This window comes from Sphingobium limneticum (genome assembly GCF_008710165.1).
In the GTDB taxonomy this organism is placed as follows: Bacteria; Pseudomonadota; Alphaproteobacteria; order Sphingomonadales; family Sphingomonadaceae; genus Sphingobium; species Sphingobium limneticum.
The window spans coordinates 203,678-228,725 of sequence record NZ_VYQA01000001.1; the positions used below are offsets into that span (position 1 = coordinate 203,678).

The window sequence follows — 25,048 nt, forward strand, 5'->3', positions numbered from 1 at the left end:
AAGTCATGATCGGCGCAAATCATAGCGAGAGGTTCCGATGCGCGACATTTCCCATAAGCTCGCCTTTGCCCATGACGGTAAGGCGGCGCGTTACAGCGACGTGTTCGATCCCAACAACGGCACAGTGCAGGCGCGTGTCGCGCTGGGTGACAAGGCCTTGCTCGATCGCGCGGTCGAGGCCGCCAAGGCGGCGCAGCCGGCCTGGGCCGCCGTCAATCCGCAGCGTCGCGCCCGTGTGATGTTCAACTTCAAGGCGCTGGTCGAAAAGAATATGGACGAGCTGGCATATCTGCTCAGCTCCGAACATGGCAAGGTTATCGCCGACGCAAAGGGCGACATTCAGCGCGGTCTGGAGGTCATCGAATTTTGTTGCGGCATCCCCCATGTGCTGAAGGGCGAATATACCCAGGGGGCGGGTCCGGGCATCGACGTCTATAGCTTCCGTCAGCCCATCGGCATCGGCGCGGGCATCACCCCCTTCAACTTCCCTGGCATGATCCCGCTTTGGATGTCGGGCGTCGCCATCGCGACCGGCAACGCTTTCATCATGAAGCCATCCGAGCGCGATCCGTCGGTACCTGTCCGCCTGGCCGAATTGTTCAGCGAAGCCGGCCTGCCCGACGGCATTCTTCAGGTCGTGCAGGGCGACAAGGAAATGGTCGATGCCATTCTTGATCACCCCGATATCGGCGCCATCAGCTTCGTCGGATCGTCGGACATCGCCCATTATGTCTACAAGCGCGGCGTCGACAACGGCAAGCGCGTACAGGCCATGGGCGGCGCGAAGAATCACGGCATCGTCATGCCGGACGCGGATCTCGACCAGGTCGTGAATGACCTGTCCGGCGCCGCCTTCGGGTCGGCCGGCGAACGCTGCATGGCGCTCCCCGTCGTAACCCCGGTGGGCGAGAAGACGGCGATCGCGCTGCGCGAGAAGCTGATCCCGGCGATCGAGGCCCTGCGCGTCGGCGTCTCGACCGATCCTGATGCCCATTATGGCCCGGTCGTCACGGCCGCGCACAAGGCGAAGATCGAAAACTATATCCAGATGGGCGTGGACGAAGGCGCAGAACTGGTCGTCGACGGTCGTGGCTTCACGCTTCAGGGGCATGAGGAAGGCTTCTTCGTCGGCCCTACCCTGTTCGATCATGTGAAGCCGACGATGCGCACCTATCAGGAGGAGATTTTCGGCCCGGTGCTCCAGATGGTGCGCGCCGAGAGTTTCGAAGAAGCGCTGAAGCTGCCGAGCGAACATCAATATGGCAATGGCGTCGCCATCTTCACGCGCAACGGCCATGCCGCGCGCGAATTTGCCGCGCGCGTCAATGTCGGCATGGTCGGGATCAACGTACCGATCCCGGTGCCGGTCGCCTATCACACATTCGGCGGCTGGAAGCGCTCGGCCTTCGGCGATACCAACCAGCATGGCATGGAAGGCGTGAAATTCTGGACCAAGGTCAAGACCATCACGCAGCGCTGGCCGGACGGTGGCGGCACCGGCGACAGTGCGTTCGTTATCCCGACGATGGGATAAGGCTGTTTGCGGGGATCCAAGCGCCCCGCACGATGTCGGTGGATTCTGGAAGGTCGCCGGCTAAACTCGGGCGCACGAGCGTAGCTCTTCGGTACGCACGCGCGCCTTTTAGGACCGAAATATGACTCAATTCGACCTGACCGACGACCAGCGTGCCATCCAGGAAATGGCGCAGCGTTTCACCGCCGATGCCATCACGCCACATGCAGCCGAGTGGGACGAAAAGCATATCTTCCCCCGCGACACGATCCGTGCTGCGGCCGAACTGGGCTTCGGCGGCATCTATGTGTCGGAAGAAGCCGGCGGCATCGGTCTGGGTCGGCTCGAATCCGCGCTCATCATGGAAGCCATGGCCTATGGCTGCCCGTCGACCAGTGCCTTCATTTCCATCCATAATATGGGCGCATGGATGATCGACCGGTTCGGCAGTCAGGCGGTGAAGGACAAATATCTGCCCGATCTCGTGCCCATGACGCGCATGGCCAGCTATTGCCTGACCGAAGCGGGTGCCGGATCGGATGCTGCCGCGCTCAAGACCAAGGCGGTGCGGGACGGCGATCATTATGTCGTGACCGGCTCGAAGCAGTTTATTTCCGGCGGCGGCGAGAATGACGTCTATGTCGTCATGGTCCGCACCGGTGAGGATGGGCCAAAGGGTATTTCCTGCCTCGTCATCGAGAAGGACATGCCAGGGGTCAGCTTCGGCGCGCAGGAGCGCAAGCTGGGCTGGCACAGCCAACCCACCGCGCAGGTCAATTTCGACGGTGTCCGAGTACCGGTCGAAAATCTGGTCGGCAGCGAAGGGGAAGGCTTCCGCATCGCGATGATGGGGCTGGACGGTGGCCGGCTCAACATCGGCGCATGTTCGCTGGGGGGTGCGCAGCGAGCCATCGACGAAACGGTGCGCTATACCAAGGACCGCAAACAGTTCGGCCAGTCGATCGCGGATTTCCAGAATACGCAGTTCACGCTGGCCGACATGCAGACGGAATTGGAGGCGGCGCGCACTCTGCTCTACGCCGCAGCCGTCAAGGTGACGGACAATGCGCCGGACAAGACGCGCTTTGCCGCCATGGCCAAACGCTTTGCCACCGACACCGGCTCTTCGGTGGTGGACCGCGCGCTGCAACTGCATGGCGGCTATGGCTATCTGATGGACTATCCGATCGAACGCATCTGGCGCGATCTACGCGTCCATTCGATCCTGGAGGGCACCAATCAAGTGATGCGCATGATCGTCGCCCGCGACATGCTGCGCGCGTGAAGGAGCAGGCCATGACCGATCAAGTCCTGACCATCATCGACAATGGCGTCGGCCGTATCCGGCTGAACCGCCCCAAAGCGATCCACGCCCTGACGCCCGACATGTGCGAGGCGATCAATCAGGCGCTTTTGGTATGGCGGGACGATCCCGCCGTGGTCGCCGTGATGATAGACCATATGCCCGCAGCCGATGGCGATCCCAAATTGTCGCGCGGCTTTTGCGCCGGCGGGGACATCGCGCTGATCGCGAACAGCGCCAAGGCCGATTGCATCGAGGCCGAACGCTTCTTCCATGTCGAATATCGCATGAACCATCTGCTATTCGTCTATGACAAGCCGATCGTTGCTTTCATCGATGGCATCGTCATGGGTGGCGGCGTCGGCCTATCCCTGCCCTGCCGCTATCGCGTCGCGACCGAGCGGACCAGCTTTGCCATGCCCGAAACCGGCATCGGCCTGTTCCCGGACGTGGGTGGCGGCTGGTTCCTGCCACGCCTGGCCGGTCGTATCGGCGCCTGGCTGGCGACGACGGGATCGCGGATCGATGGGGCGGATTGCGTGGCCACCGGTATCGCGACCCATTATATCGGATCGGAAAAGCTGGACGCGCTGAAGGCCGATATATTGGCCAATCCCACTGCCCTGTCGGCGCTGCTGGATCGCGCGAACGAGATGACACCGGACTCTCGTCTGGCGGCGCAGCGCGCAACGATCGACGAGTTGTTCGCGTCGGACCGCTATGAGGAGATATTGGCCGCGCTGACCGCCGATGGATCCGAATGGGCGCAAAAGCAGTTGGCCGTGCTTGCCACGAAATCGCCGCAGACGGTCAAGGTCGCCCTGCGCCAGTTGGTGGAAGGCGCCGCATTGACCGATTTTGCCGACAATATGCGCAACGAATATCGCCTGGCCTGCCATATCATCCGCCGGCCCGATTTCGTGGAGGGCGTGCGCGCGGTAATCTTTGACAAGGATAATGCGCCGCGATGGACACCCGCCACGCCGGAAGCCGTGGACGACGCGCTGATCGACAGCCTTTTCGCGCCGCTCGCGCCGGAACAGGAATGGACACCTCTGCCTGAAACGGAAAATCTGCCATGACTTATGAAACCATCATCGTCGAACAGCGCGATGCCGTGACGCTGATCACGCTCAACCGGCCGCAGGCGTTGAACGCGCTGAATAGCCAGGTCTTGAAGGATCTGAGCGCGGCTTTCTCCGCCTATGATGCCGATCCGACCCAGCATTGTGCGGTCTTGACCGGCAGCGGTGAGAAGGCCTTCGCGGCCGGCGCGGACATTAAGGAAATGGTGGAGAAGCAGGCCGCCGACTTCTTCCTGGAGGATTTCTTTTCCGGCTGGCAGACCGGCGTGGTCGCGACCCGCAAGCCGTGGATCGCGGCGGTGCAGGGCTTTGCGCTGGGTGGTGGCTGCGAGTTGGCGATGATGGCGGACTTCATCATCGCGGGCGATACGGCGAAATTCGGCCAGCCCGAGATCAAGCTGGGCGTGGCGCCGGGCATGGGCGGATCGCAGCGCCTGACCCGCGCGGTGGGCAAGGCCAAGGCGATGGAGATGTGCCTGACCGGGCGCATGATGGACGCGGCCGAAGCCGAGCGTGCCGGGCTGGTGAGCCGCATCGTGCCGGCTGCGGACCTGCTGGACGAAGCGCTCAAGACCGCCGCGACGATCGCCGCGCTGCCGCCGATGGCCGCGATGGTGAACAAGGAAATGGTCAATATCGCCTTCGAGACCGGCCTGGCGCAGGGGCTACTGACCGAGCGGCGTCTGTTCCAGATCCTCACGGCTACCGAGGACAGGACGGAAGGCATGACCGCCTTCGTCGAAAAGCGCGCCGGCGTCTGGAAGGGGCGCTAAGCGCGGACGGCCCGCGATGGGCCGGTATGGATAGACAATGGGCACAAATGACGGCCCAGGGAAGATCGCTGTAAGGAGCAGGATGTGACTGAGACAATCGCCTTCATCGGCCTAGGCAATATGGGCGGTGGCATGGCCGCCAATCTGGTCAAGAATGGCTATTCGGTGCGCGCCTTCGACCTGTCGGACGATGCGCTGGCCAAGGCGGAGGCGGCAGGTGCCCTCCGCGCCTCCAGCGCGGCCGATGCCGTGACCGGCGCTGACGCCGTCGTCACCATGCTACCGGCCGGCAAGCATGTCGAAGCGGTGTATGACGACGCCGTGTTCGGAGCGGCCAAGGCAGGCGCGTTGTTGCTCGACTGTTCGACCATCGATGTCGCGACGGCCCGCCGGGTCATCGCCGCTGCGCTGGCCAAGGGGTTCGACATGGTCGACGCGCCGGTTTCCGGTGGCATTGCTGCGGCCAATGGCGGCACCCTGACCTTCATGGTCGGCGGGCAGGACGATGCTTATGCGAAGGCGAAGCCGATCCTGTCGGCCATGGGCAAGGCGGTGATACATGCGGGCGGTGCGGGCAATGGGCAGGCGGCCAAGATCTGCAACAATATGCTGCTCGGCGCAACGATGGTGGCAACGTGCGAAGCCTTTGCCATGGCGCAGAAGATCGGCCTCGATCCGCAGACCTTTTACGATATTTCCAGCGTGTCGTCCGGGCAGAGCTGGTCGATGACCAGCTACTGTCCGCTGCCTGGCGTCGGGCCACAAACGCCGGCCGATGCGGATTATCAGGGCGGTTTTGCCGTCGCCCTGATGCTCAAGGATCTCAAGCTGGCGCTGGAAGCCGCTTCCTCCGTCAATGCCAGCGTGCCTATGGGCGCGCAGGCGGAAAGCCTGTATCAATTGCTCGCCAACAAGGGCGAGGGTGGGCGTGATTTTTCGTCGATGATTCAGCTGTTGAGCTGAACCGTCCCCATCCTTGCCAGATTGGCGGTGCAAACGGGAGATGGTCGATGCGCGTGATGGTGCTGGTAAAGGCTACAGAGGATAGCGAAAAAGGCTATCGGCGGTCGCCCGAAACGGATGCGATGATGGACGCGATGGGACGTTTCAACGACGCATTGCGCGATGCCGGCATCCTCATCATGGCGGACGGCCTCACCCCGTCTTCGGCCGGCGCGCGCGTGGCGTTCGATGGCGCCGACCGGCGCGTCATCGACGGACCTTTCCCGGAGCCGCTGCAGCTGGTCGCCGGCTTCTGGATTTGGGAGGTCAAGGACATGGAGGAAGCGATCGCCTGGGTAAAGCGATGCCCCAACCCCATGCCGGGACCGAGCGAGATCGAAATCCGCCCCTTTCACGACCTGGACTGAGGCCAGCCGCGTTCCTCAGCCGATCATCATCAGGCTGGCATTGCCGCCCGCCGCCGTGGTGTTCACCGATATGGACTGCTCCTCCAGCAGCCAGTCGAGGCAATAGCCATGGCCATGATCGTCGGCATGCACGGACACGATCGGACCGGGCAGGTCCGCCACGCACTGGGCCGTTGCCGCAACCTTGGCAGCGCCGCCTTCGACCAGAGCGCCGGCATAATGACCCGTGGCGTCGGTACCGAAACAGGCGGCGACTTCGGCGGGCAGGCCGGGCGGAATGGTCATCCCCTGCACGACGCCATGATTGCCGGTGGCAAGGACGGCTGCCATCTGGCGGAAAAGGCCTTGGCGGGTAGCGGGGCGCAACAAGATGCGGCCACGCGGGTGCAGGGCATAGATATTGCGCTCCCCCACCGGACCGGGCAGCGTCAGTTCGACGCCCAAAGCCGACGCGTCGCCCGTGCGGCGGGCATGTGCGGCGACATCCGCTTCGCCCTGCGCGTCCAGCCAGTCGGCGAAGGCATGCAGCGGCGAGCGCAGATGGCTGACACGCGCAGCGAAAACGGGTGGCGTCGCGACCAGACGGCCAAGATAAAGCGGCCCACCCGCCTTCGGACCGGTGCCCGACAAGCCGCAGCCGCCAAAGGGCTGAACACCCACGATCGCGCCGATGACATTGCGGTTCACATAGATATTGCCGACCTTCACGCGGGCGGTCACGCGAGCGACGGTTTCGTCGAGCCGAGTGTGCAGGCCGAAGGTCAGGCCATAGCCGGTCGCATTGATCTGATCGACCAGCGCGTCCAGCCGATCCCGCTTGAAGCGCAGCACATGAAGGACCGGGCCGAAGACTTCGCGGCTGAGGTCGGCGACGGACTCGATCTCGATGATCGTGGGCGGGACGAAGGTGCCATGAGCGGCGTCGGCCGGCAGCAGGCTTTGTTCCACCTTGCGACCCAGCGTAGCCATGGCATCGATATGCCGGTTGATGCCATCACGCGCTTCGGCGGAAATGACCGGGCCGATATCGACCTTCAGCGCGTCGGTGCGGCCGATGCGCAATTCGGCCAGTGCGCCCTTGAGCATGGTCAATGTGCGATCGGCCACATCTTCCTGAAGGCAGAGGATGCGCAGCGCCGAACAGCGCTGACCGGCGCTGTCGAAGGCGGAGGCGATGACGTCGGCCACCACCTGCTCGGCCAGCGCGCTGCTGTCCACGATCATGGCATTCTGGCCGCCGGTTTCGGCGATCAGCGGGATCGGGCGGCCGGTTGGGGAGAGGCGTGTGGCCAACTGGCGCTGGATCAGGCGCGCCACTTCGGTCGATCCGGTGAACATGACGGCAGCGGTTTCGGGCGCGGCGACCAGCGCCGCTCCTATCCGGCCGTCGCCGGGCAGCAGGTGTAACGCATCGGCTGGCACGCCCGCTTCGTGAAGCAGGCGGACCGCTTCGGCAGCGATCAGCGGAGTTTCCTCTGCCGGTTTGGCCAGGACGGGATTGCCGGCGACCAGAGCGGCGGCGATCTGTCCGGTGAAGATAGCGAGCGGGAAGTTCCACGGGCTGATGCAGGTGACAGGGCCAAGCGCAACCTGGGCCGGGCCGAAAGTTGTGCGCGCCTGCGCGGCATAATAGCGCAGGAAGTCGATCGCTTCGCGCACTTCGGCAATGGCGTTGGGCAGGGACTTGCCGGCTTCACGGACGATGAGGCCGAGCAGGATCGGCATGCGCGCCTGCATCGCATCGGCAGCGCGATCCAATGCAGCGGCGCGATCGGCGACCGGGCTGTTGGGCCAGAGCGAGACGGCAGCGCGAATGGCGGCGGCGCGGGCTTCGTCGGGTGAGGCTTCCCAGACGGTGCCGACGATATCGCGATGGTCGGCCGGGTTCAGAACCGGGCGCGCTTCCCCCGCGCCGCTGGCCGGGGCGGCAGTCCAGGCGAGCGCGGCGCTGTGCTGCAACGCATCGCCCAACGCCGCAAGCGTGGTTTCGCTGCTGAGGTCGAGGCCATCGGAATTGCGGCGTTCTGGGTAGAGATCGGCCGGCAGGGCGATCTTGTCGTGACGATGGCCGGGATGAGCCATGACGCGCACGACATCGACCGGATCGGCGATCATCTCCTCAATCGAGACATTGGGGTCGGCGATGCGATTCACGAAGCTGCTGTTGGCGCCATTTTCCAGCAGACGCCGGACCAGATAGGCCAGCAGCGTTTCATGCGTGCCGACCGGCGCATAGATGCGGCAGGGGCGGTTCAGCTTCGTTGCACCGACGACCTGCTCGTAGAGCGGCTCGCCCATGCCGTGCAGGCACTGAAATTCATATTTGCCGATCTGGAAATCCGGGCCGGCCAGCTGGTAGATGGTGGCGAGCGTCTGCGCATTATGCGTCGCAAATTGCGGGAAGACGGCGTCCGGCGCGGCGAGCAGCTTCTGCGCGCAGGCGACATAGGCGACATCGGTATGGACCTTGCGGGTATAGACCGGGAAGTCGGTCAGGCCATCGACCTGCGCCCGCTTGATTTCCGCATCCCAATAGGCGCCCTTGACGAGGCGCACCATGATCCGCCGATCGGCGCGGCGGGCAAGGTCGATGATCCAGTCGATGACGAAGGGGCAGCGCTTGCCATAGCCCTGCACCACGAAACCCAGGCCGTTCCAGCCGGCAAGGTCCGGATCGGTCGCCAGGCTTTCCAGCAGGTCGAGCGAGAGTTCGAGCCGGTCGGCCTCCTCCGCATCGATGTTGAGGCCGATGTCATAGTGTTTAGACAACAACGCCAGTTTCTTCACGGCGGGGAGCAACTCGCCCATGACGCGATCGGCCTGCGCACGGACGTAACGGGGATGGAGCGCTGACAGCTTGATCGAGATGCCGGGACCGGCATAGATGCCGCGCCCGGCCGACGCCTTGCCGATGGCATGGATCGCCTGTTCATAATCGGCATAATAGCGTTTGGCGTCGGCTGCCGTCGTCGCCGCTTCGCCCAGCATATCGTAGCTGTAGGCGAACCCTTTCGCCTCCAGTTCCTTTGCGCGCTTGAGCGCCTCCTTGATCGTCTCTCCGGTGACGAACTGTTCGCCCATCATGCGCATGGCAAGGTCCACGCCACGGCGGATGACCGGCTCGCCGGCGCGGGCGACAAGGCGGGTGAGCGCAGCGCCGAGGCCCCGATCGTCCACGCTGCCGACCAGCTTGCCGGTGACGACCAGACCCCAGGTGGCGGCATTGACGAACAGCGACTTGTCGCCACCCAGATGCGAACCCCAGTCGCCGTCGGCGATCTTGTCACGGATGAGCGCGTCGCGGGTGGCGGTGTCGGGGATGCGCAGCAGCGCTTCGGCCAGACACATCAACGCCACGCCCTCCTGACTGGAAAGCGCATATTCCTGGACCAGTCCCTCGACGCCCGTGCCCTTGTGATTGGCCCGCAATGCGGTGACGAGGGTGCGGGCGGTGTCGGCGACCGCAGCCTTAGTCTCGGTCGGCAGAGTCGCAGCGGCGATCAGCGGGGCGAGCGCCTCAGCCTCATCGCGGCGGTAGGCGGCGGTAATCGCTTCGCGCAGCGGGGTGGGCTGGCGGAGAGCGGGAGCGAAGTCGGCGAAGGGGTGCTGGTCGGTCATTGGACAAGAATAATCCAGATCAGATTTTCGTTCCGTCTTATGAATGGCTCCAACATGGTCGGAGTGACTTATTAAATGGCCCATGTTAGGCAGATTGGATGGAGAATAAGCCCATCACAGTCGAAATGGATGAATTCGACCGGCGGATCATAGCCGCTTTGGTCGAAGATGGCCGCATGACCGTCACCGATCTGGCTGCTTTTGTTGGCCTTTCCAAGACGCCCTGCCAGGTGCGGTTGAAGCGATTGCAGGAGGCTGGCGTCATTCGCGGCTTTCGCGCGATCGTCGACCCCGCGAAGCTGGGGATGGATCATATCGCCTTTACCGAGGTCAAATTGTCCGACACGAGGGAGGCGGCGCTGCGCGAATTCAATGCGGCGGTGCGGCGCATTCCGGAAGTCGAAGAATGCCATATGCTGGCGAGCAATTTCGACTATCTCCTCAAAGTACGGACGTCCGATATCCGGCGATATCGGGTCGTGCTGGGCGAAAAGATCAGCGCCCTGCCCCATGTCGCCAGCACATCGACCTTCGTGGCGATGGAGACGGTGCTGGAGGCGGGGCACAAGCGGGTCAGTCGAAAAGGCTGAGCGGAATCGCCTCCCCCATCGCCTTGTAGCCCTTTGGCGAGGGGTGGAGCGCATCGCCGTCATCATAGGCCGGCAGCAGCCGGTCGGGATGGGCGGGATCGCGGGTGACGCGGTCGAAGTCGATCAGACCGTCGAAGTTACCGGGCTTCCTGATCCACGCATTCACCGCCTGCCGGTCCGCCTCATTCTGTGCGTCGGCATGGTAATAGCCGTTGCCAACGAAGGGCATGACGGTCGCGCCGATCACCTTGACCCCCCTGGCATGGGCGCGAGCGATGATCTGCCGATAGGCGCCGATGATGCGGGCGACATGGGCCTGATGCGCCTCTGCGCTCACCGGGGTGTCGCGGGTCAGGGTGCCCAGGTCGTTGATGCCTTCCAGCAGGATCATATACTTCACGCCGGGCTGGGCCAGCACATCTCGGTCCAGCCGCGCCAGAGCGTTCGGACCCAGGCCGTCGTTCAGCAGGCGGTTGCCGCCGATGCCCTGATTGACGATGGCGATGGGACGCCGTTTCGGATCGGCCTGAAGCCGCTGCGCCAGTATATCGGTCCAGCGGTCATTGCCGTTGGTGGTGGAACCTTTGCCGTCGGTGATGGAATCGCCCAGCGCCACGATGAGGTGCGCAGGCGCGCAGCGTTCGACCTCCAGCGCAGCAAGATTGAACCAGTGGTCGAAACTGGCGGCGCCGGGCATCGCTTCGGCGGTCAGATGGTTGCCGGGCAGATGCCAGGATGTGGCGCGCGATCCGGGATGGGATGTCTGTTCCGGTTCGCCCTCATAGCGGATCGAGATGGCGATATTGTCCAGCGCCCTGGCCGGCAGCGATACCGGGTCGGAGAGATAATCGGCGCCGGCAGGGATGACGACTTCTGGCGCGCCATCGAAGCGGAGCGAGATGAGCGTGCCGGGATCGACAGTCGGCGATGCGCTGCCCAGTGCGCGGGCGATGCTGGCACCGGCAATGCGCAGCGGCTGCGTGCCGGCAAGGTTGGAGAAGCGGACGCGGAGACGGTCGCCGGAGACGGATGGGCGAACGATCTGGCGAAGGGTCCGGTCGCGCAGCGTGCCGGCGGGCAGTTCGGCGTCACCGGTGGGACGGAATTGCGAGGAGGCCCAACCGGCGACCCAGGTCGGGGTGCAGGTCTTGGCCTGCAGCGGCATAGTGCCCAGTGCAAGGGGGATGGTGAAGAGGAGAGAGAGACGCATCATCGCCTTGCCTTTTTGCCATGATGGCGCGCCACCGAAGCGACGGCCGAAGTTCACACCGTTGTCGCCCTATTTGGGGTCGAAGCGTTCGCGAAGCGCTCGCCAGGCGCTCCCTGCGCGCTCGCGAAGCGTCACTTCCTATACAGGCCTGACGGCCCTTCGGAAGGCAGCCCGGATAGATCAGATAAAATCCAACATTGGAAGCATGAGATCCCAATCCTCACCAAATCACCAGCCCCAAGAAAATAGGGCCGGCGTTGCGGCCGGCCCTGTCAGTTGGTCCTTGGGGAGGATCAGAAGTTGGCGCGGATACCGGCCAGAACCGACGTACCCGGATAATAGACCGAATAAGCGGCGTTCGAATATTCGAAGGTGGTGCGGATCGGCTCGTTCGTGATGTTCAGCACGTCGAGCGTCAGGCGCATCGCCTTGTTGAAGAAGGGCAGTTCATAGCCGGCCGACAGGTCGAGCTGACCACGGGCATCGGCCTTCAGGTCCGCGCCGGCGATGCCGTTCTGCGGGCCGTTGAGCGCGATGGACTTGCCGTTCCAGACATAGTTCAGGCTGAGCGACAGGCCGTGATTTTCGTAGAAGCCCTGAAGATTGTACGAATATTTCGACACGCCTTCGGCAACCAGGCCCGAGGACGAGGACTGCTTGAGATAGGTGCCGTTGGCCGAGAAGCCGAGGCCCTTCACGAAGAAGTCGAGCGGCTGCACCCAGGTGGCTTCCAGACCCTTGATCTTCAGGTCGGAGAGGTTGACCGGACGGTTCACGGTGATGGCCAGATCGTTGATGGCGACGCCAGTTGCCCCCGAACGATCGGTCAATGCATTCTGCTGGGTCGACAGCAGGCTGGCATAGGGGATGTTCAGCGAACCGAAGGTCGCCTGCGTCGGCACCGTGGTGGTGAAGCCCTGGACATTCTTCATGAAGGCCGAGACGCCGACATAGCCGATGCCGCCGGTGTAGAATTCGCCACCCAGATCATAATTGTCCGAAGTGTAGGGCTTCAGGTCCGGGTTGCCGGCGTTCGCGATCAGAGCCGAAGGATCGGAGAAGGTGACGCCGGGCAGGATCTGGCCAGCATCCGGACGGGTCATGGTGCGCGAAGCCGATGCACGCAGCTTGATATTATCGGCCACGTCATAGGTCAGGTTGATCGACGGGAGGAAATTTTCATATTTGGAACGCGACGTGATGTCGATGATCGTGGTGCCAACCTGGCTGGGGCCGGTCACTTCCTGATTGGTATGGGCATAGCGCATACCGGCATTGATGTGCAGGTCACGACCGGCGATTTCGGTCACGCCGTTCACTTCGAAATAGGCGCCCATCACCTTTTCGTCCATGTCGCCGGTCGCGCCGCCCGTTACCGCACCGCGCGCTTCGGGCGCGCTGTCACGATAGCTGGCATAGTTGGTCGCCTGCTTGATGGCATCGAAATTGGGCACGACGAAGCCGGCCGTCGAGGAGCTTTTCAGATATTGCGCGATCTGGCTGGTCGTGATCGAGCCGGTGGCGCCGGTGCAGCCCGTACCACAGACCGACTGCTGATACGCGATGCTATTGTCGTAGGCACGGATCGAGCGGGTCGCCTGATCATAGGCCGCGCCGACCTTCACGTTGAACTGTTCGTCGCCATACATGACGTCGAAATGTGCGCCCTTGGTTTCGGTATGACGGCGGACCAGCTGGATATTCTGGCGATACCACTGCCAGCTGCCATTGTTCGGATCGTTGAGGTCCAGATTGCTGGTGATCGACGGATAATCGCCGCCCTTATTTTCATAATAGGTATCGACGCCCGAATTGGGCGTGGTCTGGAACGCCCAGGTCGGCTGTTCGCGGAAGAAGCGGCTCTTGGAATAGTTGGCGCTGAGGTTGACCTTCAGATTGTCGGTCGGCTCCCAGCTGACGCTGGGGTTGATGTTCCAGAATTTCGTGGTCTGCTTGAACACGCTCGCTTCCAGGAAATAGGACGAGTTAGCGAAGGTGCCGCTGGTCACGACATTATTTTCGTCCACGGTCAGGCCGATCGGGATCATGCCGCCGGTCGATTGCGCGCTGGTGCCCGGCCCGGAATTGCGGACCTGCCAGTTCATGTTGACCTTCGTATAATCGCGGGTCGACTTCGCCCAGATACCGTCGATGGCGAAATGCAGCGTGTCGGACGGACGCCATTCCAGCGCGGCCAGCGCCGAGATGCGCGAGCGCGTGCCTTCGGTCAGGCTTTCACGGCCCAGACGCGGCAACAGTGCGGTGCTGAGCTGCGAGCGGGTCAGGCCCGACGTCGCGACGACATTGACCGGCTGGCCAGCGACCAGACCATGGCCCGCATTGCGCGGCACGACCGATGCCCAGGAGAAATTGTTGCCGCCCGCATCGGGCACGCCGTTGACGGCGCCCAGATTGCCGTCGGTCCAGCCAACGGTTTCGAAGCCCTTGATCCGCGTCTTGGTCTTCACGCCGGCCACGCCGACGAGAATACCGAACGTGTCGGTGGTGTGGCTGGCAACGATCGCGCCGCGCGGGCTGATCTTGTCATTGGGGCTGGTATATTGGCCCTGCGCCACGACGGTGAAATGCGTACCTTCCTTGTCGAAGGGGCGCGCGTTGCGCAGGTTGACGGTGCCGGCGATGCCGCCTTCCAGCGTAGAGGGCGACGGGCTCTTGGCCAGGTCGAGGCGAGTGAAGAGTTCCGAGGGGAAGAAGTCTAGATCGACTTCACGGTTGGCGCTGCCACCGTTGGTGCCGCCGTCCGACGCGACCTGAATCTGCGAGCCGTTCAACAGGACGCGGGTGAAGCTGGGGCCAAGGCCACGGATCGCGACCTGCGTACCTTCACCATTATTGTCGCGGCGCAGGCGCACGCCCGGCATACGGTTCAACGTTTCGGCAAGGTTGGTGGCAGGCAGCTTGCCGATATCTTCGGCAAAGATCGAGTCACCAAAAGCTACCGCATCCTTCTTGGCATTGGTAGCGCTCTGCAACGACGCGCGAATGCCGGTCACGACGATGTCGGCAACGTCGCCATCCTGCGGCGCGGCGTCCTGCGCAAGGGCGGCTTGGCCGAGAGCCAGCGAACCGATCGCGGACGCGGCGAACAGCGCGGTGCGAAAAATCTGGGTGCGTGAAGACATGAACAAACCCCTCTCCTGAGCGCCGCCCCCGACTCTCCGGTGGGCGTAAACTGGTAGCGCTATCACTATGGCTTCAATAAACCCGCCGTCGACTTTGTCAAGACGTCCGGCGGGCAACAATGGTAACGATATAGGTGACTACGTTGTCAGTGGCGGAAAGCGGCCAATGCACCCAGCGCACCCTGGCTTTCCAGCAGCGTCAGCCAATGCGTGAGCGCCGTGCGAAAACGATCGTCGGTGGCGAGCGTCGGGGGAATCACGGCGTCGAAAGCAAGAATGGCGGCCACGCGATCCTGCGACGTCCGGGCATCGGCCAGCGTCGCGGCGATGGGCGCGGCGAGCGGGTCGTCCACCTGATGCGCATCGCCCTTGTCATCCTGCCCCGCTTGCCAGCGGAGCCAGGCGGCCACGGCCAGCGCGAGCGCATCGATCCCCTGCCCCGCCGCCAAGCGGGCGGCGATAGGCGCGAGCAGCCGCTGCGGCAGCTTTTGCGACCCGTCCATCGCGATCTGACGCGTGCGGTGGCGCAGCGTCGGATTGTCGAAACGCGCCATCAGGTCGCGGCGATAAGCGGCCACGTCCAGTTCGGGCGGTGGCGTCAGGGTGGTTTCCGCCTCGTCCCAGAGCGCTTCCACGAAGGCGCGGGCTTCCGGCAGCGCCAGCACTTCGTGGACATGGTCGATGGCGGCCAGGCCGCCCAGATAGGCGATGCCGCTATGTGCGCCGTTGAGCAGGCGCAGCTTGGCTTCCTCCCAGGGGGCGACGGCCTGCGTCAATTGCACGCCGGCACTGAAATCCGGACGGGGGCCGCAGAATTTATCCTCGATCACCCATTGGATGAAAGGTTCTGTCTTGACCATCGCCTGATCCTCCAGGCCGAGACGCTGGGTGAGCGCGGCGATGTCTTCGGGCGTGGTGGCCGGCACGATGCGATCGACCATGGTTTCGGGGAAAGCGCCGTGGGTCGCAATCCAGTCGGCCAGATCGGCGTCATGCCGCCGCGCCAGTTCCAGCACGGCATTGCGCAGGCGCACGCCATTATGCGGGAGGTTGTCGCAACTGATGGCGGTAAAGGGCGCAAGGCCGGCGGCGCGGCGCAGGGCCAGCGCGGCGACCAGGTAGCCGGGCGCGGTCTGCGGGCTTTCGAGCGAGGCCAGGTCGGCGGCGAGCTGCGGATCGTCCGCGATCAGGGCGCCGGTCGATGGATCGAGCTTATAGCCCTTTTCCGTGATGGTGAGCGTCACGATATGCGTGTCCGGGGAGGCCAGCGCAGCGAGCAGCGCCGTCGGCTCTTCCGGCGCGACGATCACTTGCTGCACCGCGCCGATGATGCGTGCCTGCTCGGCCGCGCCGTCGCGCACCAACATGGTGTAGAGGCCGTCCTGCGGCTGCATCTGGTCGCGCACGGCGGGCGACCGCAGCGAGGCCGCGATGATGCCCCAGCGCAGGTCGCCGGCATTGAGGGCGTCGTCGAAGACCACCGCCTGATGCGCGCGATGAAAGGCGCCGATACCGATATGGACGACGCCGCATGTCACGGCGGCTCGATCATAGCTGGGCAGAGTGACGTCGGCGGGCAATTGCGCGAGCGTGGCGGAAGACAGGCGGCTCACAGCTTGTACGCCGCCTTGGCAAGGTCATAAGCGAGCGCGCGGGCGAGTTCGAGCGCTTCATCCTCCTCCAGCCGATGTTCGGCGACCAACTGGGCAAGCCAGGCGCAATCCATGCGGCGGGCGACGTCATGCCGCGCCGGAATCGACAGGAAGGCGCGGGTGTCATCGTTGAAACCCACCGTATTGTAGAAGCCGGCGGTTTCGGTGGTGCGCTCGCGGAAACGGCGCATGCCTTCCGGGCTATCATGAAACCACCAGGGCGGTCCCAGTTTCAGCGCCGGATAATGGCCGGCCAGCGGGGCCAGTTCGCGCGCATAGACATCCTCGTCCAGGGTGAAGAGGATCAAGGTCAGGCGCGGATCATTGCCATAGGCGTCGAGCAGCGGCTTGAGCGCCTGCACGAATTCACCGGCGGTCGGGATGTCGCCGCCCTTGTCCTTGCCGAAGCGGGCCAGCACGGCGGCGTTATGGCTGCGGTGGACGCCGGGATGCAGCTGCATGACCATGCCGTCCGCGATCGACATGCGCGCCATTTCGGTCAGCATATGGCCACGGAACAGCTCGGCCTCCTTGGCGGTCGCGGGGCCGGTCGTGACCTTGGCATAGAGCGCCTCGATCTCATCGCGGGGCAGGTCAGCGGTGAAAGCGGACGGGTGGCCATGGTCGGTGGAAGTGGCGCCGGCTTCGCGGAAATCGGCGCGGCGTTTTTCATGGGCGCGCAGGTAGCCGGCGTAGCTGGCGGGATCTTCGCCCGTCATCGCGCAGAAGCGCTGAACATTGGCGATGAAGCGTGGATCGTCGGGGTCGAGTACCGGGTCGGGACGATACGCGGTAACGACCTTGCCGCCCCAGCCCGACGCGCGGAGGGCGCGGTGATGGTCGAGCGGATCGAGCGGTCCTTCGGTCGTGGCGATCACTTCGATATTATAGCGTTCGAACAGGGCGCGCGGGCGGAAGGCATCCGTCTTCAGCGCGGCGTCGATGATGTTGTAATAATGATCGGCGGTGTCGGCGTCCAACTGCACATCGATGCCGAAGGCTTCGGCGAAGACCCAGTCCATCCACATGCGGGTCGGCGTGCCACGGAACAGATAATAACGCTCGGCAAAGAGACGCCAGATGGCGCGCGGATCGCTGGCCGTGGCGCTGCCGTCCACGGTCGGGATGCCCAGATCCTCCAGCTTCACGCCTTGGCTCATCAGCATGCGGAAGGCATAATGGTCGGGCACGATCAGCAATTCCGCCGGATTGGCGAAGGGCTCGTCATAGGCGAACCAGCGCGGATCGGTATGGCCGTGGGGCGACACGATCGGCAGATCCTGCACGCTCGCATAGAGGCGGCGGGCGATGTCGCGGGTCGCGGGATCGGACGGAAAAAGGCGATCGGGATGAAGGCTGAGCGTCTTGGTCATGCGGGATTTCCGGGAACAGAGGCGACCACCGGCTGATAGCGGGGCAGCAGGACGTGGATGACCGCCAGCGCGATCAGATAGGCGACGGAGGCGACCGCGAAGATCGGGCCGAAGCTGCCGACGGTTTCGAGGATCACGCCGGCGAATTTGGCCATCAGCATGCCGCCGACCGCCCCCGACAGGCCGCTCAGGCCGACGACCGACCCGGCCATCCAGCGCGGGAAGACATCGCCGGGCAACGCGTAGAGATTGGCGGAAAAGCCCTGATGCCCGGCGCAGGCGAGGCCGATGAGGCCGACGGCGATCCACATGGAAGGCGCGCTGGCGGCAAAGGCGATCGGCACGGCGCAGAGCGCGGCGAGGAACATGGCGAACTTGCGCGAGCGATTGAGGCTCCAGCCCCGGCCCATGAACCGCGAGGAGGCCCAACCGCCGGCGATGGAGCCGACATCGGCCAGCAGATAGACGGCGATCAGCGGCGGACCGAAGTCCAGCATCTTCACGCCATATTGCTTGTTGAAAAAGTCGGGCAGCCAGAAGAGGAAGGTCCACCACACCGGATCGATCAGGAAACGGCCCGACATATAGGCCCAGGTCTGGCGATGGCGGAACAGGGTGGCCCATTTGACGGGGCGCTTTTCCTCGACCGGATCGGTTTCGATCCAGGCCAGTTCCTGCGGGCTGAGGCTCTTTTTCTCGCGCGGGCGGCGATAGAAACTCAACCATGCCGCCAGCCACAGGACCGTCAGCAGACCGGTCAGGATGAAGGCCCAGCGCCAGCCCAGCGTCACCGCGATGATCGGGACAAATAACGGCGTCAGGATCGCGCCGACATTGGACCCGGCGTTGAAGATGCCGATGGCGAACGCCCGCTCCTTCTTGGGGAACCATTCATTGGTCGCGGCGATGGCGGCGGGAAATGTCCCCGCTTCCCCGATCGCCAGCGGGATGCGGGCGAGCAGCATGCCCGCCGTGGAGGTGAAGAAGATGTGCGCGACATGGCCGATGGTCCACAGCGTCACGGCGAGCGCATAGCCCGCCCGCGCGCCGATCCGGTCGATCAAACGGCCGAAAACGACATAGGCGATGCCGTAACCCGCCTGAAACCAGATGGCGAGGCTGGCATAGCCGCTCTCGCTCCAGCCATAGCGGGCCTGAAGGTCGGGCTTGAGCGTCGGCAGCACAAGCCGGTCGATATAGCTGAGCACGACCGCCGCGAAGAGCAGGCCGCAGACGATCCAACGGACCTTGCCTGACGGCTTGGGTGGGCCGGCGGTTTTGGGAATTGCAGTCACTGCCCTCGTCCAATCAGGTTCATCATTCCCGCGCAGGCGGGAAACCATCCCCAACGGTGCGGCTGGAGATGGGGTGGAAGATGGATCCCCGCCTTCGCGGGGATGACGACGTCAAGGGCAGCCGAAGCACGAAATCACCAGTTGAACATGGTGCCGTCTTCCAGCCGGTTTACCGGCAGGAAGGCGCGATTATATTCATATTTGGCGGCCAGTTCCTCGTCGATGTCGACGCCCAGGCCCGGTGCTTCGCCCGGATGCATCGCCCCGTCCGCGAAGGTGTAGGCGTGCGGGAAGACCGCGTCGGTTTCGGGCGTGTGGCGCATATATTCCTGCACGCCGAAGTTCGGGATCGACAGGTCGAAATGCAGCGCGGCGGCCATGCAGACCGGCGACAGGTCGGTGGCGCCATGGCAGCCGGTTCGCACCTGATAGAGGTCGGCCAGATTGGCGATCTTGCGCAGGTGGCTGATGCCGCCCGCATGAACCACGGTGGCGCGGATATAATCGATCAGCTGATTTTCGATCAGCTCGCGGCAATCATGAATCGAATTGAAAATCTCGCCGACGGCCAGCGGCGTGGTGGTGTGCTGACGGATCAGCTTGAAGGCTTCCTGATTTTCCGCCGGGGTCGCATCCTCCAGCCAGAAAGGGCGATATTGTTCCAGATCCTTGCCCAGGCGACCGGCCTCGATCGGAGTCAGGCGGTGATGGATGTCGTGCAGCAGATGCACGTCCCAGCCCAGCGCCTCACGCGCGGCTTTGAACAGTTCGGGAACGATGCGGAGGTACTTGCTGGTATTCCACACATTTTCCGTCGGCAGGTCTGCGTCGGCCGGTTCGTAGAAATATTTGTCCTTCGACACGCCATAGGTGGACGCCATGCCGGGCACGCCGCACTGGATGCGGATCGCCTTGTAACCCTGCGCCTGATATTCGAGCGCAGTCTTGACCGTATCTTCGATCGTGGTGCCGTTGGCATGGCCATAGACCATGACGCTTTCCCGGCTGGCGCCGCCCAGCAGCTGATAGACGGGCAGACCGGCCAGCTTGCCCTTGATATCCCACAGCGCGGTATCGACGGCGGCGATGGCCGACATGGTGACGGGACCGCGACGCCAATAGGCGCCCTTGTAGAGATACTGCCAGATATCTTCGATCCGGTGCGCGTCGCGACCGATCAGGCAGGGGATGACATGGTCCTGCAAATAGCTGGCGACCGAGAGCTCGCGACCGTTGAGCGTCGCGTCGCCCAGACCGTAGACGCCGTCTTCGGTGATGATCTTCAAGGTGACGAAATTGCGGCCGGGGGAAGTGACAATGACCTTGGCATCAATAATCTTGGGCATTTGAGCGGTCCTGTTCAGATGATTTCGAGCGGGATGGTCTGAATATTCTGGCTGTCGGGTCCGACCATGATGTCGAAGAGGCCGGGTTCGACCACTTCCTCCATGTCGAGATTCCACAAGCTGAAGGCGTCGGGGCCAAGCGGGATGCGCACGGTCTTCGTTTCGCCGGGCGCGAGCGTGACGCGTTCGAAGCCCTTCAATTCCTTGATCGGGCGGGTGACGGTGGCGACTTGGTCATGGACGTAGAGCTGGACGACCTCGTCCCCTGCCCTGTCGCCCGCGTTGCGCACATCGACTTCGACCGTGACGCTGCCACCTATACCGATGCGGGGTGAGGAAAGTCGTGGTTTTCCAAATTCGAATTTGGTGTAGCTGAGGCCATATCCGAACGAGAAGAGCGGCGAGACATCCTCGAACACATAGCCGCGCCGGGCGCTGGGCTTGCGATTGTAGAAGATCGGGATCTGGCCCGCATCGCGCGCGACGGTGACAGGCAGCTTGGCGCCCGGATTGACATCGCCGAATAGGATGTCGGCCATGGCCGTGCCGCCCTCCTGCCCCGGATACCAGCATTCGAGCAGGGCATTGGCCCCGTCGACCACGGCGGGATAGCTGGGTGGGCGGCCGTTGATGGCACAGACAATGACGGGCTTGCCGGTCGCCTTGATCGCCGCAAACAAGTCATTCTGCTCACCCACCAGATCGAGGCTGGTGCGGTCCCCCAGATGGTTCTTGGCGAAACCTTCGCGGCTGGTCTGTTCGGTGTCGCCGATGGCGAGCAACACGATATCCGCGCCCTTGGCCACCTCGACAGCTTCGGCGATCAGCGCGCGGTTCTTGACCGGATCGGCCAGGAACACATCGTCCACCGAACGATCCTCGCTCTGGGTGATGAAGACGCCCTGCGCATGAACGACCTCCGCTTTGCCCTTGAGCTTGGACTGGACGCCTTCCAGCAGCGAGACGTCCTGACGCGGAATGGAGGAATAGCCGCCCAGCCGCGCGATGGCGGCATTGGGACCGATCACCGCGACCCGCTTGTGCGCGCCGGCGGCCAAAGGCAATATGCCGTCATTCTTGAGCAGCGCGATGGATTTGTGCGCGGCCTTCAGCGCCAATGCGCGCGCCTCCTTATTGCCGGTCAGCGCATCATAATCGCGACGCGGCCAGGGATTTTCGAACAGGCCCGCGCGGAATTTGAGGGTCAACATGCGCGTGCAGGCGATGTCGACCGCTTCGGAAGGCACTTTTCCGCTGCGGACCTGTTCCACGAGCGTCCGATAGGTCATCCCATCGGGCAACTCGCAATCGACCCCGGCACGGAGGGCGGCGCGGGCCGATGCCTCCGGGTCGGGCTGGACATGGTGGATGGTGTCGAGTTCGTGGACCGCGCCATAGTCGCTGACCACCGCGCCGTCGAAATGCCATTCGCCGCGCAAGATGTCGCCGAGCAGCCATACATTCTGGTGCGACGAGACGCCGTCGATCTCGTTATAAGATGGCATGACGGCGGCGATGCCGGTGCGCTTGACCACCTGACGGAAGGGCGGGAAAAAATTCTCGCGCAATTCGCGCTGGCTGATCGGGGCCGGCGCGACATTCTCGCCGCTCTGGGGTTGGCCGTGACCGGTCATGTGCTTGAGCGTCGCCATGACCTTGTCCGGGCCAAGCTGCTTGCTTTCGCCTTGCAGGCCCAGCACCGCCGCAACGCCCATTTCGCCGCAGAGATAGGGATCTTCGCCAAAGGTTTCCTCGATCCGGCCCCAGCGTGGGTCGCGGGCGATATCCACCACCGGCGACAGCGCCAGATGGACGCCCCGCGCGCGCACTTCGCGGGCAATGACCGACTGGACTTCACGCATCAGGTCGCGATCGAAGGCACCGGCCATGCCGATCGCCATGGGGAACATGGTCGCGTCGGTCGCCATATAACCATGGAGTGATTCTTCATGGAACAGCACCGGGATGCCGAGGCGGGTTTCTTCGATCGCCCATTTCTGGACGGCATTAACAAAGGCGACCGTATCGGCCGGCGTGCGCCAGCGGGCGCCGACGCCGCCAGCCTGATTGGAGCCATTCGGCGCGCCGCGACGATCCGACGGCCGGGTGATCTGGCCGAAACTATTAGGATAGGCCTTGCTCGCCTTGGTCGGCGAGAAGGTCAGGTCGTCCATGATGTCCGCCTTGGTCGCCCAGAGCGCGATGATCTGACCGACCTTCTCCTCCAGCGTCATCCGGCCGAGCAGGTCGCGGACGCGCAGGTCGATGGGGGCGGAGGCATCCTTGTAGAGCGGCCCCTTCCCCTTCGCCGCAACGGCCGGGGCCGCTGCGAAGAAGGAGGTGGAGGCGAGCAGGCCGAGCGCCTGACGACGAGCAAGACGAGCGCTCATGGCTTCACCGTCAGCGTGGCGGATTTGAGTGCGACCGAGCTGTTGCCGGTCATGATCTCGAAATCGCCCGGTTCGACGACGCGATGCATGTCCGCGTCCCACATCTGGAGGCTTTCTGGGCTGATGGTGAAGGTGACGGTGCGGGTTTCGCCCGGCTTCAGGGTGACGCGTTGGAAGCCCTTCAACTCCTTGATCGGGCGGGTGACGCTGCTGACCTTGTCACGGATATAAAGCTGGACGACTTCGTCGCCTTCGCGCGCGCCGCTGTTGCGGACATCGACCGAGACGGTCGTTTTGCCGCCGGTGCCGATGCTGGTCGCCGCCAGACGCGGGGGCGACAGGTCGAATGTCGTGTAGGAAAGCCCGAAGCCGAAAGGATAGAGCGGATCGGTGGTATCGAACAGATATCCACGACGCGCCGAGGGCTTGGCATTGTAGAACATGGGCAGTTGCCCGACCGAGCGGGGGACGGTGACGGGCAGCTTCGCGCCGGGGTTTACATCGCCGAACAGGACGTCGGCGACGGCATTGCCGCCCTGCTCGCCCAGATACCAGCCTTCCAATATGGCGTTGGCCTGCTCGCTAACCTTCACGGTCGAGGCCGGGCGGCCGTTGATCAGGACCACGGTGATCGGCTTGCCCAAAGCCTTGAGCGCATCGAACAATTCCTGCTGTTCACCCACCAGATCGAGCGACGGACGATCACCCAGATGATTGTCGGCCCAGCCTTCGCGGCTCGACTGCTCAGTGTCGCCCAGCGTCAGCACGATGCGATCGACATTCTTGGCTGCTTCCACCGCCTGCTCGATCAGCTTGCGGTTCTCTGAGGGGTCCGACTTGGTGACGCTATCTTCCCACCAGTCGTCATTTTCGGTGATCTTCACGCCCTGCGCGAAGACGATGTTCGCGCGTGCGCCGACCTTCGCCTTGATCCCGTCGAGGATCGACACCGTGTGCGGCGGCTGGCCATAATAACCACCAAGGCGCGCCACGGCCGCGCTCGGACCGATCACGGCGATCGTGCCTTCGGGCTTCAGCGGCAGCATGCCGTCATTTTTAAGCAGGGTGATCGAGCGCTGCGCAGCCTTCAGCGCCAGCGCGCGGGCGTCCGCATTATTGGTGATCTTTTCCGACGCGGCGGCATCGGCATAGGGATGCTCGAACAGGCCGGCGCGGAACTTCAGGTCCAGCATGCGGCGGGTGGCCAGGTCGACCTTCGCTTCGCTCACCTTGCCTTCGCGCACCAGCTTGCCCAGCGTGGCGTAGGACAGGCCATCGGGCAGATCCGCATCCACCCCGGCATCCAGCGCACGGATCGCCGCTTCTTCCAGATTGGCGGCGATATGGTGGATGCTCATCAGTTGGTCGACCGCCGAATAGTCGGAGACGACCGCCCCCTTGAAGCCCCACTCCTCGCGCAGCACGCCTTCCAGCAGCCAGCGATTGGCATGGCTGGGGACGCCGTCAATTTCATTGTAGCTGGCCATGACCGCTTCAATGCCGGTGCGCTTCACCACCTGTTCGAAGGGCGGGAAGAAATTCTCGCGCAGTTCGCGTTCGCTGACGGGCGCGGGACCGATATTGGTGCCGCTTTCGGGCTGACCATGGCCGGTCAGATGCTTGAGCGTGGCGAACACCTTGCCGTCGCGCAGATTGCGCCCCCGGCCGACGCCTTGCAGACCCTCAACCGCGGCGACGCCCATTTCACCGACCAGATAGGGATCTTCGCCATAGGTTTCCTCGATCCGGCCCCAGCGCGGATCGCGGGCGATATCCACCACCGGCGACAGGATCATCGGCACGCCTCGGACACGGATTTCGCGCGCGATGACGCTGTTGACGTCGCGCAGCATGTCCGTATCGAAGGACGATGCCATAGCGATCGACTGAGGAAAGCTGGTCGCGCCGACGGCCGCATAGCCATGCAGTCCCTCTTCATGAAAGAGGATCGGGATGCCGAGCCGCGTCTGCGTCGTCGCCCATTTTTGCAGGGCGTTGACGAGCGCGACCGTCTGGCGCGGATTGCGTCCTGGTGCGACCCGAGGACTGACGGCACCCTTCGCATCGGAAGGGCGCGTGAAATGGCCGAGGCCATTGGGATATTGCGCTGCCAGCTTGGCAGGATCGAGCTGCAACTGGTCGTCGAAAATCTTGACCTTGTCGAGCCAGACGGTGGTGATCTGGGCGATCTTCTCATCCAGCGTCATGCGCGAGAGAAGATCATCGACGCGGGCCTCGATCGGGGCGTTGGCATCCTTGTAGACGGCCTTGGCCGATGCCGTCGCGGGCGCCGCATATGCAGGCGCCATGGGCAGGGCGACGCTGAACGCCAGCGCCGATGCGGCACACAAGATTTTGCGGTTACGGATCATGATGCCCCCCTCCAT

The 25,048-nt window shown here is 63.7% G+C and carries 16 protein-coding genes; 7 read left to right on the forward strand and 9 right to left on the reverse strand.

What is annotated here, in order from left to right; genetic code table 11:
- The first annotated feature begins 37 nt into the window (after positions 1-37).
- The 6 genes from F4U95_RS00760 to F4U95_RS00785 all read left to right on the forward strand — a co-directional run bounded on the left by F4U95_RS00760 (position 38) and on the right by F4U95_RS00785 (position 6,044).
- Complete coding sequence (locus F4U95_RS00760) at positions 38-1,534, forward strand: CoA-acylating methylmalonate-semialdehyde dehydrogenase (RefSeq protein WP_120253108.1); 1,497 nt, start codon at positions 38-40, stop codon at positions 1,532-1,534.
- Positions 1,535-1,655: 121 nt separating this feature from the next.
- Entirely contained in the window at positions 1,656-2,798 is a 1,143-nt protein-coding gene (locus F4U95_RS00765; protein WP_120253109.1) for an acyl-CoA dehydrogenase family protein, read from the forward strand.
- An 11-nt stretch (positions 2,799-2,809) separates the two neighbouring features.
- Positions 2,810-3,898, forward strand: coding sequence for an enoyl-CoA hydratase/isomerase family protein (locus F4U95_RS00770; RefSeq protein ID WP_150411815.1), 1,089 nt, complete (start codon positions 2,810-2,812; stop codon positions 3,896-3,898).
- Positions 3,895-4,674 (forward strand): enoyl-CoA hydratase-related protein, encoded by a 780-nt coding sequence (locus tag F4U95_RS00775; RefSeq protein WP_120253110.1) that lies wholly within the window; start codon positions 3,895-3,897, stop codon positions 4,672-4,674. The genes F4U95_RS00770 and F4U95_RS00775 overlap by 4 nt, the downstream gene beginning before the upstream one ends.
- Before the next feature lie 84 nt (positions 4,675-4,758).
- Positions 4,759-5,637: a 3-hydroxyisobutyrate dehydrogenase gene (gene mmsB, locus F4U95_RS00780; RefSeq protein ID WP_120253111.1), complete on the forward strand. Its 879-nt coding sequence runs from the start codon at positions 4,759-4,761 to the stop codon at positions 5,635-5,637.
- 47 nt (positions 5,638-5,684) lie between these two features.
- Positions 5,685-6,044, forward strand: coding sequence for a YciI family protein (locus F4U95_RS00785; RefSeq protein WP_120253112.1), 360 nt, complete (start codon positions 5,685-5,687; stop codon positions 6,042-6,044).
- A 15-nt stretch (positions 6,045-6,059) separates the two neighbouring features.
- Here the strand turns inward: F4U95_RS00785 and putA are convergent, their stop codons facing one another.
- Positions 6,060-9,662 (reverse strand): trifunctional transcriptional regulator/proline dehydrogenase/L-glutamate gamma-semialdehyde dehydrogenase, encoded by a 3,603-nt coding sequence (gene putA / locus F4U95_RS00790; RefSeq protein WP_232016264.1) that lies wholly within the window; start codon positions 9,660-9,662, stop codon positions 6,060-6,062.
- Positions 9,663-9,760: 98 nt separating this feature from the next.
- Here putA and F4U95_RS00795 point away from each other — a divergent pair, with 98 nt between their 5' ends.
- Positions 9,761-10,252, forward strand: a complete 492-nt coding sequence (locus F4U95_RS00795) for an Lrp/AsnC family transcriptional regulator (protein WP_120253114.1) — start codon at positions 9,761-9,763, stop codon at positions 10,250-10,252.
- Here F4U95_RS00795 and F4U95_RS00800 read toward each other — a convergent pair.
- The 8 genes from F4U95_RS00800 to F4U95_RS00835 all read right to left on the reverse strand — a co-directional run bounded on the left by F4U95_RS00800 (position 10,236) and on the right by F4U95_RS00835 (position 25,033).
- Positions 10,236-11,462 carry an SGNH/GDSL hydrolase family protein gene (locus tag F4U95_RS00800; RefSeq protein WP_150411833.1) on the reverse strand — a complete coding sequence of 409 codons (1,227 nt, stop codon included), beginning with the start codon at positions 11,460-11,462 and terminating at the stop codon, positions 10,236-10,238. The genes F4U95_RS00795 and F4U95_RS00800 overlap by 17 nt on opposite strands.
- A 293-nt stretch (positions 11,463-11,755) precedes the next feature.
- Positions 11,756-14,605 (reverse strand): TonB-dependent receptor, encoded by a 2,850-nt coding sequence (locus tag F4U95_RS00805; protein ID WP_120253115.1) that lies wholly within the window; start codon positions 14,603-14,605, stop codon positions 11,756-11,758.
- A 146-nt stretch (positions 14,606-14,751) separates the two neighbouring features.
- On the reverse strand, positions 14,752-16,218 hold the full coding sequence (locus F4U95_RS00810) for a mannitol dehydrogenase family protein (protein ID WP_120253116.1): 1,467 nt from the start codon (positions 16,216-16,218) through the stop codon (positions 14,752-14,754).
- A complete protein-coding gene (uxaC, locus tag F4U95_RS00815) occupies positions 16,215-17,630 on the reverse strand; it encodes a glucuronate isomerase (RefSeq protein WP_120253117.1) in 1,416 nt (471 codons plus the stop codon). The genes F4U95_RS00810 and uxaC overlap by 4 nt, the downstream gene beginning before the upstream one ends.
- Positions 17,627-18,925 (reverse strand): MFS transporter, encoded by a 1,299-nt coding sequence (locus tag F4U95_RS00820; RefSeq protein ID WP_211363925.1) that lies wholly within the window; start codon positions 18,923-18,925, stop codon positions 17,627-17,629. The genes uxaC and F4U95_RS00820 overlap by 4 nt, the downstream gene beginning before the upstream one ends.
- A gap of 134 nt (positions 18,926-19,059) precedes the next feature.
- Positions 19,060-20,271, reverse strand: a complete 1,212-nt coding sequence (manD, locus tag F4U95_RS00825) for a D-mannonate dehydratase ManD (RefSeq protein ID WP_120253118.1) — start codon at positions 20,269-20,271, stop codon at positions 19,060-19,062.
- 14 nt (positions 20,272-20,285) lie between these two features.
- Positions 20,286-22,661: a glycoside hydrolase family 3 N-terminal domain-containing protein gene (locus tag F4U95_RS00830; RefSeq protein ID WP_150424393.1), complete on the reverse strand. Its 2,376-nt coding sequence runs from the start codon at positions 22,659-22,661 to the stop codon at positions 20,286-20,288.
- Entirely contained in the window at positions 22,658-25,033 is a 2,376-nt protein-coding gene (locus F4U95_RS00835) for a glycoside hydrolase family 3 N-terminal domain-containing protein (RefSeq protein ID WP_120253568.1), read from the reverse strand. Before F4U95_RS00835 ends, F4U95_RS00830 begins: the two co-directional genes overlap by 4 nt.
- Positions 25,034-25,048 lie beyond the last annotated feature (15 nt).

Excerpts from the sequence above, each read along its gene's own strand:
- F4U95_RS00765 (WP_120253109.1), top strand. The coding sequence starts at position 1,656 with ATGACTCAATTCGACCTGACCGACGACCAGCGTGCCATCCAGGAAATG.
- putA (WP_232016264.1), bottom strand. The coding sequence starts at position 9,662 with ATGACCGACCAGCACCCCTTCGCCGACTTCGCTCCCGCTCTCCGCCAG.
- F4U95_RS00770 (WP_150411815.1), top strand. The coding sequence starts at position 2,810 with ATGACCGATCAAGTCCTGACCATCATCGACAATGGCGTCGGCCGTATC.
- manD (WP_120253118.1), bottom strand. The coding sequence starts at position 20,271 with ATGCCCAAGATTATTGATGCCAAGGTCATTGTCACTTCCCCCGGCCGC.
- F4U95_RS00760 (WP_120253108.1), top strand. The coding sequence starts at position 38 with ATGCGCGACATTTCCCATAAGCTCGCCTTTGCCCATGACGGTAAGGCG.
- F4U95_RS00830 (WP_150424393.1), bottom strand. The coding sequence starts at position 22,661 with ATGAGCGCTCGTCTTGCTCGTCGTCAGGCGCTCGGCCTGCTCGCCTCC.
- F4U95_RS00800 (WP_150411833.1), bottom strand. The coding sequence starts at position 11,462 with ATGCGTCTCTCTCTCCTCTTCACCATCCCCCTTGCACTGGGCACTATG.
- F4U95_RS00785 (WP_120253112.1), top strand. The coding sequence starts at position 5,685 with ATGCGCGTGATGGTGCTGGTAAAGGCTACAGAGGATAGCGAAAAAGGC.
- F4U95_RS00795 (WP_120253114.1), top strand. The coding sequence starts at position 9,761 with ATGGAGAATAAGCCCATCACAGTCGAAATGGATGAATTCGACCGGCGG.
- F4U95_RS00805 (WP_120253115.1), bottom strand. The coding sequence starts at position 14,605 with ATGTCTTCACGCACCCAGATTTTTCGCACCGCGCTGTTCGCCGCGTCC.
- F4U95_RS00775 (WP_120253110.1), top strand. The coding sequence starts at position 3,895 with ATGACTTATGAAACCATCATCGTCGAACAGCGCGATGCCGTGACGCTG.
- F4U95_RS00835 (WP_120253568.1), bottom strand. The coding sequence starts at position 25,033 with ATGATCCGTAACCGCAAAATCTTGTGTGCCGCATCGGCGCTGGCGTTC.
- uxaC (WP_120253117.1), bottom strand. The coding sequence starts at position 17,630 with ATGACCAAGACGCTCAGCCTTCATCCCGATCGCCTTTTTCCGTCCGAT.